Source organism: Mycobacterium alsense (genome assembly GCF_002086635.1).
Classification (GTDB): domain Bacteria; phylum Actinomycetota; class Actinomycetes; order Mycobacteriales; family Mycobacteriaceae; genus Mycobacterium; species Mycobacterium alsense.
The window spans coordinates 24,719-36,718 of sequence record NZ_MVHD01000027.1 but is presented as its reverse complement, the minus strand read 5'-3'; the positions used below and the strand labels follow the sequence as shown (position 1 = coordinate 36,718).

10 protein-coding genes are annotated in these 12,000 nt (G+C 70.6%); 4 read left to right on the top strand and 6 right to left on the bottom strand.

Features of this window, described 5'->3' with window-relative positions; translation table 11 throughout:
• Positions 1–7 precede the first annotated feature (7 nt).
• From BST11_RS15835 to BST11_RS15825, 3 genes are read right to left on the bottom strand one after another with little or no spacing between them, the layout of a single operon-like run.
• Complete coding sequence (locus tag BST11_RS15835; RefSeq protein WP_083138907.1) at positions 8–508, bottom strand: MaoC family dehydratase; 501 nt, start codon at positions 506–508, stop codon at positions 8–10.
• On the bottom strand, positions 508–1,623 hold the full coding sequence (locus tag BST11_RS15830; protein WP_083138877.1) for an acyl-CoA dehydrogenase family protein: 1,116 nt from the start codon (positions 1,621–1,623) through the stop codon (positions 508–510). The genes BST11_RS15835 and BST11_RS15830 overlap by 1 nt, the downstream gene beginning before the upstream one ends.
• Positions 1,613–2,791: an acyl-CoA dehydrogenase family protein gene (locus BST11_RS15825; protein WP_083138876.1), complete on the bottom strand. Its 1,179-nt coding sequence runs from the start codon at positions 2,789–2,791 to the stop codon at positions 1,613–1,615. The genes BST11_RS15830 and BST11_RS15825 overlap by 11 nt, the downstream gene beginning before the upstream one ends.
• 143 nt (positions 2,792–2,934) lie before the next feature.
• Between BST11_RS15825 and BST11_RS15820 the strand changes: the two genes are divergently transcribed.
• From BST11_RS15820 to BST11_RS27955, 3 genes are all read left to right on the top strand, one after another.
• Positions 2,935–3,576 carry a TetR/AcrR family transcriptional regulator gene (locus BST11_RS15820; RefSeq protein WP_083138875.1) on the top strand — a complete coding sequence of 214 codons (642 nt, stop codon included), beginning with the start codon at positions 2,935–2,937 and terminating at the stop codon, positions 3,574–3,576.
• 8 nt (positions 3,577–3,584) lie between these two features.
• Complete coding sequence (locus tag BST11_RS15815; protein ID WP_083138906.1) at positions 3,585–4,409, top strand: hypothetical protein; 825 nt, start codon at positions 3,585–3,587, stop codon at positions 4,407–4,409.
• Between the two features lie 153 nt (positions 4,410–4,562).
• Entirely contained in the window at positions 4,563–4,727 is a 165-nt protein-coding gene (locus BST11_RS27955; RefSeq protein WP_169834920.1) for a hypothetical protein, read from the top strand.
• Positions 4,728–4,886: 159 nt separating this feature from the next.
• On the opposite strand, the gene BST11_RS15810 is transcribed toward BST11_RS27955, so the two are convergent.
• Together BST11_RS15810 and BST11_RS15805 are read right to left on the bottom strand one after the other, a co-directional pair.
• Entirely contained in the window at positions 4,887–7,604 is a 2,718-nt protein-coding gene (locus BST11_RS15810; RefSeq protein ID WP_169834919.1) for an FHA domain-containing protein, read from the bottom strand.
• A gap of 60 nt (positions 7,605–7,664) precedes the next feature.
• Positions 7,665–8,744, bottom strand: coding sequence for an alpha/beta hydrolase (locus tag BST11_RS15805; protein ID WP_083138904.1), 1,080 nt, complete (start codon positions 8,742–8,744; stop codon positions 7,665–7,667).
• 155 nt (positions 8,745–8,899) lie between these two features.
• Between BST11_RS15805 and BST11_RS15800 the strand changes: the two genes are divergently transcribed.
• Positions 8,900–9,739 (top strand): SDR family NAD(P)-dependent oxidoreductase, encoded by an 840-nt coding sequence (locus BST11_RS15800; RefSeq protein ID WP_083138874.1) that lies wholly within the window; start codon positions 8,900–8,902, stop codon positions 9,737–9,739.
• On the opposite strand, the gene BST11_RS15795 is transcribed toward BST11_RS15800, so the two are convergent.
• Entirely contained in the window at positions 9,736–11,988 is a 2,253-nt protein-coding gene (locus tag BST11_RS15795; RefSeq protein ID WP_083138873.1) for a molybdopterin-dependent oxidoreductase, read from the bottom strand. The two genes, BST11_RS15800 and BST11_RS15795, sit on opposite strands and share 4 nt — an antisense overlap.
• Positions 11,989–12,000: the final 12 nt, after the last annotated feature.

Here is a 12,000-nt window from a genome sequence, read left to right as displayed (position 1 = left end):
CACGCTCCTAGGGCCGGGCGATCATCGAGGTCGACGCTTCGGCCACGAGATCGCGGTGCTGGTTGCGGTACACCGTGTGCCAGGTGACCAGGACGAATCTACCTGAGCGGCCTTGCTTTTCGACGATCGACTCGATGGTGCGCACCATCTCGATCTCGTCGCGGTGGTACGCCGGCAGGTGAAAGGTGAAGCTCTCCCCGCCGGCCATCCGCTTGGGGGCGCGGGGAAATGCGAGGCTGCCCGAGACGGCGCCGGAGGACCCGTCGGGGCGCAGCGCGTCGAGGTGCGTGACGCCGAGCACGGCGTATTGCAGATAAAGCGGCGGGCAGATGATGTCGCGAAACCCGTTGGCCCGGGCGTACTCCGGGTCGAACCACAACGGATTGCGGTCCCCGACCGCCGCCGCCCACCGCTGCCAATCGCGCCGGTTCACCTCGCCGGTGGCGGCCGCCGCGACGCTGCCCACCCGCGCCGCCGACTCGGCGTCGATCAGCGTGTGCTCATTCATCAGCATTCATCTTTGTTCTCCATGCTCTCCTCCAGCCATCCCGCGGCGACGTCGGCCCCGCCGCCCAGCGTCGAGCCCAGCCGCGCCCGTTCGGTCCACAGGTGCAGGTCGGTTTCGGTGACGTAGCCCATCCCGCCGTGCAGCTGATGGGCGTCCAGGGTGACCAGCCGGGCGGCGGTGGCCGCGTGCAGGCGCGCGATCGCCGTTTCCCTGGTCGCCATGCGCCCCCGCGCCAGCCAGAACACCGCCGCGTGCGCGGCCAATCGCGCCGCGGCCAAGGCGATGTGCATGTTGGCGACCAGATGCTGGGCCGCCTGGAATGACGCGATCGGGCGACCGAACTGATGGCGCAGCTTGGTGTAGCCGACCGTGCGTTCCAGCACCGCCTCCCCGACGCCCACCAGGTCGAGCGATCCCAGCGCCACCGCCGCGTTGGCGACCCGGCGCAGCCCGGTCGGGGCGACCTCGCCCAGCGCGCCACCGGCGAGCGTGCCGTCGAAGCGCAACGTGAACGCCGCGTGCCCGCCGGCCATCGCCAGGGGCTCCATGGTCACGCCGCTCGCGCGCGGGTCGGCGACGAACACCAGCGTGCGCTCGCCCGCGGCCGCCGAAACGACGACGAGGTCGGCGACGTCGGCGTCGGCGACGTAGTCCGCGGTGCCGGTGAGCCGCCAGCGACCGGCCCCGGTGGGATCGGCGCGCAGCACCGGCGCGACGACGGCGGCGTCGCGCGCGCCCCACAGGGCCGTGGTGCCGCGCACGCTGCCGCTGGTCAGCGGCGCGAGCCACTCGGCCTTGGCCGCCGGCGGGCCGAGCCGGTCGACCGCCAGCGCCGCCACCACGGTGCTGTGCACCGTCGTCGGGCACAGGGCGCGGCCCGCCTCGGTGTAGAAGACGGCCAGGTCTTGCAGCGAGCCCCCGGAACCGCCGTACTCCGGGGAGATCGCCAGCCCGAACACCCCGGCGTCGGCCAGCGCCTTCCACAGCGCGGGCGTGGCGCGGTCGGCACCGGGTTCGCGAAGGCCGCGCACCAGGGCCACCGGGTTCTCCGTCGCCAGCAGCGCGCGCAGCGCCGAGGCGAACTCGCGCCGCTCGGCGGTGGGCCTAGCGTCCATACGAGGGCATCCCGTGCCCGCGCTGGGCGATGATGTCGCGCAGCACCTCGTTGGTGCCCCCACCGAACCGCATCAGGGGGGCGGCCCGGTAGAGCCGTTCGAATTCGCCGGCCAGCGGCGCGTTCTCGCTGCGGTGCGCCAGCAGGCCGTCGGGCCCGAGCAGGTCGAGCGCCAGGTCGGCGACGCGCTGGCGCAGCTCGCTGGTGAAGATCTTCTCGACGCTGACCTCCACGGTGGGGATCACGCCGGCGTCCAGGATCGACGCGGCCTCGTAGCCCATGAGGGTGGCGACCTCCACGTCGGCCTCCGCGCGCGCCAGCCGGCGGCGCAGCGCGGGGTCGTCGGCGGGCACCGAACCGTCGCGCCGCGGGGTCCGCGCGAGTTGCCGCAATTCGTCCACGGCGCGGCGCAGGTCGCCGGCGTTGGTCAGCGCCCCGCGTTCCAGGTCGAGGGCGCCGGTGATGTACGTCCACCCCCGATTGGCCTCGCCGATCAGGTTGGTGACCGGGACCCGCACGTCGTGGAAGTGCACCTCGTTGGTGCGATAGCCGGACCACGCGTAGAGCGGCCGAATCTGGACGCCGGGGGTGTCGATCGGGACGATGACGACCGAAATCCCGCGGTGGCGCGCGGCATTGGGATCGGTGCGCACGCACAGCCACTCGTGGGTGGCGCGCTGGGCGCCGCTGTTCCAGGTCTTGGTGCCGTTGATCACCCATTCCTGGCCGTCGAGGGTCGCGCGGGTGCGCAGGGCGGCCAGATCGGTTCCCGCCTCCGGCTCGGAATAGCCCACGGCGCAGATCATTTCGCCCCGGGCGATGAGCGGCAGCCATTCGGATTTGTTCCGCTCGGTGCCGTGGCGCATGATCATCGGCGCCACCGAGGTGACGGTCAGGTCGGGGCCGGGCACACCCCAGTATTCGAACTCGCTCATCAGCAGGTGCTGATGGACGGCGCCCAGTCCGAGCCCGCCGTACTCGCGCGGCCAGTTCAGCCCGAACCAGCCCTTCTCGCCGATCTTGCGGCGGAACCGGGCCACCTCGCCGCCGGGGAACTCCAGATCGTGCCGGGCGAGTTCGGCGCGCAATTCGGCGGTCACGTTCTCCCGGAGGAATTCGCGAACCTCGGCCAGCCACGCGCGTTGGCCGGCGTCGAGTTCGAAATCCATCCCTGACCCTTTCTCGGCCCCTTCTCCAGCGCGCCAGCGTAACGCCATGGCGAAATCGCGCGCGCGGATCCCGACGTTACGCGCGGCACGCCGCTGACACCCGTCATTGACAGCCGTCAGCAAGTGGGTCTAGGTTGGCGGTCATGCCCCCGGCAACGGCCACGAACGCGGCGGCCACCGAAGCCGTTTCACCGGCGATGAGCTCCCGCGAGGCCCAGCGGTTGCAGACGCGGGCCCGGCTGTTCGACGCCGCGGTGGCCGAAATCGGCAGGTCGGGACTGGCGGCCACGGACGTCGCCGCCATCGCCGCGGCCGTCGGCGTCGCGCGCGGCACGTTCTACTTCCACTTCCCCACCAAGGAGCACGTGCTCGTCGAGTTGGAGCGCGCCGAGGAGGCCAAGATCGTGGCCGCGCTCGCCGCCAAACCGGGCAAGGGTGGAGACCTGCTGGCACTGCTCACGTCGCTGGTGCACGCGGTGCTCGAGGCCGAGCGGCGACTGGGTCCCGTGGTCTTCAGGGACATGCTGGGATTGCACTTCTCCCCTTCGCGGCCTGTCGAGGACCAACTCGGTGACCATCCCCTGGCGGAGTTCGCCATCGCCGCGATCGCCGAGGCGCAGGCCGCGGGGCGCGCATCCCGGGACGCGGACGCCGGTGAGCTCGGCGTCATCTTCCTGACCGGGCTGTTCGCCCTGCTGGCCACCGCGCCGGGTGCGACGCAGCCGCGCGCCGCCCTTTTGGACCGCTACGTGAAGACCATCGTCTCGGGAATGGAGGAAACATGAGCGACACCATGAGCGCCACCGGAATCGAGGGATACCAGGCCTACCTGACGCGCCGCGACGGCGAGGCGGACCTGCTGCATCGCCGGCTCGCCAACCGCGAGGAGTTCTTCGAATCGTTGGAGGCCAACCCCGTTCGCTCCGCGCGCCGCATCGATCGGGAGGTGTTCCTGCGGAACCTGCGCCGGCGCCGGCCCGAACCGGGCCTCGGTCGCGACATGCTGTTCCTGTTGGCGACCGCCAAGCTCAACCAGGCCGAGCGCTTCGGCGTGGACCTGGGCGACACGTACGGGCGCATCGGCGGGGCGGACAAGCCGCCCGAGGGCGTGTACCTCGCGCTCGAGGAGCACTACCACACCCGCCTGCTGGCCTACGTGCTCGACATCTTCGAGCTGCCCTTCCAGGTGGTGGTGCCGCCGTTCGTGATGCGCCAGTTCGTCAAGATGGAAGTCTTCCTGCCCGAGCGGTTCGGGTTCCCGTTCGTGGGCGCCGGGGAGATGGCGGGCTGCATCATGTTCGACGAGCTGCGCCGCGTCGGCGTCGAGGTGTTCGCCGACGAACCGGAAGTGGCCGCCCGCATCGAGCGGCTCTACAGCGAGATCCTCACCGACGAACTCGGCCACGTCGGTTATTGCGCGGCGCGCTGCACCCGCGCGGAGCGGGCGCTAATGCGTTGGCTCTACCCGCTTTTCGGGCGGCTGTTCGCCCGGCAGACCGCGGAGATCAGCCGTGTGACCGATCCCGCCAAGCTGCGCGACCGCCTGAACCGGCCCTTCGATGTCGAGGGGCTCGCCGCGGGCGTGCCGAACGAAACGTTCCTCGCGGCGCGCCCCTGAAGAGGCTGTTAATCTCCCGTAAATTCCCTGCACGGCCATCGCGGATGCGTGGCCGGACTGCGACAATTTGTCGAAGAGACTTTTCGGTCCCCGCTGTGAAGTACAGATGTGAAGTACAGATCCGAAGTACAGATGTGAAGTACAGGTACCGCCATGCCCACCCTTGAGACTCGCCTCCGCCAGGAATTGCGCGACTGCGCCCTTGAGCTACGACAGCTGGCCTACACGGTGCCGCACGGGGTCGGCGAGCACGCGTTGCTGCAACTTTCGGACCGGATGCGCACCGCCGCGGACGCGGCGGTCCGCAAGGGCGCCTAGCCCGCCCGGCCGTGGGCCCGGGGCGTCGAGTGTGCACCGAGGGCCTTGGGGGGGTACGGGTGGCGGGATTTCGGCCGTTTTTCCGCCCAGGTTTCACGCGCAAAGCCCGGAATTCACAGTCGATGCGACCGCCCGTCACGGCTCGCACGCCCGGCGCGATCACCCGCCCTTGAGGCGGATCTTCCAGCGCACGAACCCGAGATAGACGACGCTGAGCAGCACCAGCATGCCCATGTCGAACCACCACGCCCCGGCCGTGTGGCGCCAGTGCGAGTCCTTTGGCGTCAGCGGGCCGGGCACCAGCTTGATCAGGTCGGCGGTCGACGCCGACGCCGCGAAGCCCCACCGCGCCGGGGTCGCCCACGCCATCTGATCGAGCCCGATGCGCCCGGTGACCGGGATCATGCCGCCGGAGAACACCAGCTGGGACATGACCGCCACGACCAGCAGCGGCATGATCTGCTCGTTGGACTTGGCGATGGACGACAGCACCAACCCGAGCATCGCCGAGGCGACGGTGGTCATCGCGACGTCGACGAACAGCTCCAGGCCGGGCCTGCCCAGCGCCACCGCGCCCTGCGTCGGGCCGCCCTTGCCGAGCAGCGCGATGATGGTCACGATCGCCGACTGCACCACGGCGAACACCGTGTAGACGCACACCTTGGCCAGCAGGTACGCGGTCGTCGACAGGCCCACCGCCTGCTCGCGCAGGAAGATGGCCCGTTCGCCGATCAGGTCGCGGATAGTCAGCGCGGTGCCCATGAAGACGGCGCCGACGTTGAGCAGCACCAGGATCTGCCCGGGCTCGTTGGGCGCGGCGCCCATCGGGTCCGGCACGCCGAAGCCCACATCGCCCGGCACCGACATCGACAGCGAGCCCATGATGAACGGCAATATCGCCAGGAACACGAAATAGCCGCGGTCGGAGACGATCAGCCGTACCTGTCGCCGGGCGATCGTCGAGAACTGCCGGAACAGGCTGGTGTGCGACGGGTCGCCCAGCTCGGCGGGCTGTTCGGCGGGCGGCGGCGGCGGGGGCGGGCCCGTGTGCGCGAGGTACCGGGCCTTGGCCCCGTCGGGGTCGCTGGCGACCGTGCTGAAGATGTCCGCCCAGTTCGTCGTGCCCATCGCCGGGCCGATTTGGCTGGGCGGCCCGCAGAACGCGGTCTTGCCGCCGGGGGCCAGCAGCAGGACCTGGTCGCAGATGTCCAGGTACGTCAGCGAGTGGGTGACCACGAGCACGACGCGACCGGCGTCGGCCAGCTGGCGCAGCATCGTCATGACCTGCCGGTCCAGCGCGGGGTCCAGGCCCGACGTCGGCTCGTCCAGGATCAGCAGCGACGGCCCGGTCAGCAGCTCCAGCGCCACCGAGGCGCGCTTGCGCTGACCGCCGGACAGCTTGTCGACCCGCGTGTTGAGGTGCTGGCTCATCTCGAGCTCCTCGAGCACCCGGGCCACCACCTGCGCGCGGTCGTCCTTGGTGGTGTCCGGCGGCAGACGCAGCTCGGCGGCGTACATCAGGGCCTGCTGCACCGTCAGCTGCCCGTGCACCACGTCGTCCTGCGGCACCATCCCGATCCTGCTGCGCAGCGACGCGTATTCGGCGTGCACGTTGTGGCCCTCGAAGGACACCGTGCCCTTGGACGGGTGCGTGTAACCGGCCACCAACCGGGCGAACGTCGACTTTCCCGCGCCGGACGGTCCGATGACGGCCGTGAGCGTCCCGGGTTGGGCGCCCAGCGAGATGTCGTCCAGCAGCACCTTGTTGTTCTCGATCGTCCACGTCACCCCGCGCACGTCGAGGCCACCGGTGCGCGTGGCCGTCGCGCTCTCGTCGCGGCGGGCCAGCGTGCCGCCGGCGAAGACGAGGTCGATGTTGCCGATCGTGACGACGTCGCCGTCGTGCAGCACCGCCGAATCGACCCGGGCGCCGTTGACGAATGTGCCGTTGATGCTGCGGTTGTCGTGGATCTCGGTGCCGTGGGGCGTGGGAACCAGGGTGGCGTGGTGGCGCGAGGCCAGCACCTCGGGAATGACGATGTCGTTGTCGTTGGCCCGGCCGATCTTGATCGCGCCCGGCGCCGACTCCAGCGCGGCCCGCCCCGGCCGCAGGATCTTCATCATCGACGTCGCGATGTTGGTGGAGTCCCCGACGCGGCCCGTCTCGCCGGCCGCGGGCCCCGCCGGGGGCACGGCCGCGGGCCCCGCCGGCGGCACCGGCGCGGGTTGGGCCCGGTATATCTTCGGCGCCTGCTGCGGCCCGCTGGGCGGTCCCACCGGCTGGCCGCCGCCCGGGTAATGCGGCAACGGGCCGGTGGGCGGGTGCATCGGCTGCGGCCCGCTCGGCTGCTGGCCGGCCTGCGGTCCGGTGGAGGGCTGGATCGGCCGCAGCCCGCTGGGCACCTGGGAGGGCTGACGCACCGGGCCCGACGGGGCCTGCGGGCGCCCTTGCGGCACAGGGCCACTGGGCGTCCCGGGCGGGCCGGGTGCGCCGGGTGGGCCGGGTGGATTGAAGATCGGTATCGACGTCGTCAGCGGCGGCCGCCCGGCCAGGCCCTGGTGGCGGCCGACCTCGAAGGTCAGCGCCGGGCCGTCCGGGTTGCCGATGTTGACCCGCAGGCCGTCCTGGATGTCGACGACGGGCACGCGACGGTTGTGGACGTACAGGCCGTTGAGGCTGCCGTTGTCGATGGCCATCCATCGACCCTGGTCGAATCGCACGATGAGGTGCGTGCGCGAAATCAGCGGATGCGCGACGCGGACGTCGGCGCGGAGGTCACGCCCGATGACAACGTCGGTGCCCGCCGCGAAGGTGCGCTCGGCTCCCTCGTATCGCACGGTCAGCACTGGAGGGGCGGGTGGGGTCACGAAGACCAACTGTATCGGCCGCGGCGCCGAATGCGGCCCAAGTCGTCCCGGCGGTCTCGGGGATGTCGGTTACCCCGCCGCGGCGGAGAGTTGCGCGCGGCGGCGCTGGGCGGGGCGCCGCCAATTGTCCGGCATACCCCGGGCTTCGTCGGTGATCCTTTTGATGAAATCGCCGATGTAGCGAATTGCCTGCCGCCCCTCCGGCAAGACGTCGGCCGCCAGCGGGAAGTCGTGAATTTGACCGTCCCACAAATGAAGTTCGCAGCGCACACCGCTGTCCTGCAGGCGCTCGGCCATCAGTTCGGCGTCGGGCGTCAGCAATTCATCGCTGCTGGCGTGGATGGTGACGGGGGGCAGGTCGGACAGGTCGGCGTCGACCGGGGACTCCACCCGGTGGGTGGACGAACCCGACGCCGCACGACCGGCCGGCACCCGAACCTCCCCGAGGTAGCGGGAAAACATCGACAGCGCCCCGCTGGTGAACATCGAGCATCGGCGGGCGTTGCGGTGGGCGAGCTTCCGGGCGGGGTCGGCGTCGGTGAACGGCGAGATCGCCGCCACCGCCGCCGGCCTGACGAGGTCGGTGCGCATGGCCGCGAGCGTCGTCATGAACGCGAGGTATCCCCCGGCCGAGTCGCCGGCCACCACCAACTGGTCGCCGTCGTAACCGCGATCCAGCAGCCAGCGGAGCCCGCACATCCCGTCCTCGATCGCGTCGGCGATCTGATGCGTCGGCAGCTTGCGGTACTCGACTGCGAGCACACCGGCGTCGGCCGCCTTCGACAGGCGGGTCACCAGGGACCGGTGCGTGTTGAGGCCGCAGGTGATGAACGCGCCGCCATGCAGATAGAGGATCGCGCGGTCGGAGGAGACGCCGGGGGCCCGCACCCACTCTGCCGCGCAGCCATCCAGCCGGATCGGCTCGATCTTCGCCGGGGAACCGAAGCGGGGCACCAGACCCGCCAGCCCGTCCACGTAGTGCAAGGGCCAGTGCAGGTTCGGCTGAATCGCCCAGGCGCGCACCACGTTCTTCACGATCAACCGGCTCGCCAAAGACACAGCAAACGACTGTGCGCTGTGGCGATGATGAAATCGCCGGCTCATCGCCTGACTTGGCAACAAGCGCCCGGATTCTGCCCTGATAACCATTCCCATCCAACTCCTAGATTTCCGACGGATACCCGGCAGCAACGAAAGATAACGACGAGCAAATCCGCGACAAATGTTGGCTATCTCACTGTTTGGTGCGCGAAGAACGCGGGTAATGCGCCGCCGGCCGCGGCGCGTGGCCCAAGATATGACCCATGGGACACCCAGGCGCAGCGCTGCTGGCCGACCGGATCGCGGTGGTGACGGGCGGCGGCGGTGGTATCGGCGCCGCGACGGCGCGCCTGTTCGCCCAGCACGGCGCGCACGTGGTCATCGCGGACATCGACGACGGGCTCGCGCGTCGGGTCGTCGACGAGATCACGGGGTCGGGGGGCTCGGGCCTGTCGATCACCACCGACGTCCGCGACGCGGCCCAGGTCACCCGCCTGGCGCAAGCGGTGCTGGATCACTACGGCCGGGTGGACGTGCTCGTGAACAACGTCGGCCACTGGCTGCGCCACCCGGGCGGCTTCGTCGACACCGACCCGCAGCTGTGGGATGAGCTGTATCGCGTCAACCTGCATCACGTCTTCCTCGTCACCCACGCGTTCCTGCCCGCGATGCTCGGGCGCCGGGCCGGGGCGATCGTCAACGTCTCGTCGGTCGAGGGATTGCGCGGCTACCCCGAAGACCCCGTCTATGCCGCGTTCAAGGCGGCCGTCATCCACTTCACCCGCAGCCTCGCCGTGCAAGTCGGTCGCGACGGGGTACGGGTCAACGCGATCGGCCCCGACGTCACCGAATCGCTGCAGGTGCCCTACACGCGGTGGCTGTCCGCCGAGGAGCAGGCGCAGTGGCCGCACTGGGTGCCGGTCGGGCGGATGGGGCTGCCCGAGGACCAGGCCCGCGTGATCCTGTTCCTGGCCTCGGACCTGGCGGCGTTCGTCACCGGCCACACCATCCCCACCGATGGCGGCACCGGCGCGGCGGGCGGCTGGTTCCGGTCGTCGCGGCGGCCCGGCCGGGAGTGGACGAACCGCCCCATCGCGCCCTAAAGCGGGCTGGGCCGGCCGGCGCGAAATCGGGCCTGGTCGTCGATGACCGTCACGGGTATGCCGTTGAGGACGCCGTTTCCGGACGGCTCGTCGACGAACGTCGGCGGCGAGAGCACGTTGGTGTTGGCCCCCGGCGAGTCGTTGGCCACCGACATCCGGGTGCCCGGCTTGCCGTGTCCCCAGCCGTGCGGCATCGACACCACGCCGGGCCGGATCGCGTCGGTGACCTCGACGGGCACTTTGATCTCGCCGGCCTGCGACTTCACGGTGACGACGTCGCCGTCGGCCACGCCGCAGCGCGCCGCGTCGCCGGGGTGGATCAGCAGCGTGCAGCGGTCCCTGCCCTTCATCAGCGCCGGGATGTTGTGCATCCAGGTGTTGTTCGAGCGCAGGTGCCGGCGGCTGACCAGCACCAGCGGCTCTTGCGGCCGGTCCAGCCGCGCGGCCAGCCGCGGCAGGTCGTCGAGCAGGTACTGCGGGGCGAGGCGGATCTTCTTGTCCGGGGTGCCCAGCGCCTCGGGCAGTTGGGGCACCATCGGCCCGAAATCGATGCCGTTCGGGTTGGCCTTGAGCCGCTCCAGCGTGAGCCCGCCGGGGTTTTCGCCGTAGCGGTCCCCGAAGGGGCCGGTTCGCAGGGTGAGGTCCAGAATCCGCTCGGGGCCGCCCGTCAGGCCGGCATCGTCGCAGAGCCTGCGGATGGCGGCGCCGTCGACGCCCCGGGTAAAGGCCAGGTAGTCGAAGAAGCCGTCGTCGATGGCCGCCACGTCGACGTCCTCGGCGGGCGTGCCCGTGCACAGGCCGGTCAGCCGTATCAGGATCTCCCACTCGTGCGGGCGCTCACCGGGGTCGAACACCGGAGCCGAGTAGTTGGCGATGCTGTGGATTGCGAACTGCAGGATCAGGTCGTCGTGGTGGGGCTGCTCGAGAGGGGACAGCCCGGGCAGGATCACGTCGGCGTGGCGTGTCGTCTCGTTGATCCAAAGGTCAACGGAGATCATCGCTTCCAGCATCGGCAGCACCTGGTCGAGCTTGTCGCCGCCGGGAGTGGAGAGCACCGGGTTGCCCGCAACCGTGATCAACGCCTTGAGCTGGCCATCGCCGGGCGTGGCGATCTCTTCGGCCATGCACGACACGGGCGCCTGCCCGAGCACCTCCTTGGCGCCGCGCACCCGCGTGTGCCAGCGACCGAATTCGGGCAGACCGCCCTCCAGGCCGGGCAGTGGCTGCGTGGTGATCGACCAGGCCGCCGCCCTGGGGAACATCGCGCCGCCGGGGGTGTCGAAGTGTCCGGTCAGAATGTTGATCACGTCGACCAGCCAGCTGGCCAGGCTGCCAAACTCCTGATTGCACAGGCCAATTCGGCCGTAGAGCACCGATCGCTGCGTGCCGGCGAGTTCGCGGGCCAGCGTGCGGATGCGATCCTCGTCGATGCCGGTGACGGGGGCGACCCGGCTCGGCGGCCAGTCCGCGGCGACCCGGCGCATGGTTTCGACGCCGTCGACGTGGGGGCCGGGATTGACCAGACCCTCGTCGAAGAGCGTGTGGGCCACCGCAAGTAACAGCGCCGCATCGGTCCCCGGCACGATCGGAAGCCACTCGTCGGCCCGGGCCGCGGTCTGGGTGCGCACGGGGTCGATCACGATCACCTTGCCGCGCTTGCGGATTGCGCCGATCAATCCCATCACGTCGGGGGCGGCCAGCAGGGAGCCCTGCGATGCGGCGGGGTTGGCGCCCATGATCACCAGCAGGTCCGTGCGCTCGATGTCGGGCACGGGGAACATCCACCAGCCGCCGTACATCAGATGCGACGACAGGTTCTTGGGCCACTGGTCGACCGTGCCCGGCGAGTAGGTGACCGGCATCCCCGACATGCCCAGCAGCACGCCCGTGTAGCGGGCCAGCGAGAACGAGTGCGCCAGCGGGTTGCCGGTGTAGGCGGTGACCGCGCCGATCCCGTACTTGCGGATCACCGGGGCCAGCAACTCGGTGCAGCGCCGAAACGCCGCGTCCCAGCTGACCTCTCGCCACCCGCCGTCGACCTTGATCAGCGGGCGGCGGATGCGGTCCGGGTCGTCGTGCAACGCCGCCAGGGACACGCCCTTCGGGCACAGGTGCCCGCGGCTCCACACGTCGTCGCGGTTGCCCCGGATGCCGGCGACTTTCCCGCCCTCGACGTGAATCTCCAAGCCGCACATGGCTTCACACAGGGGGCAGGTGCGCACGTGCCTGCCGTCGTCGCCGGTCGCCACCCACCCACTGTA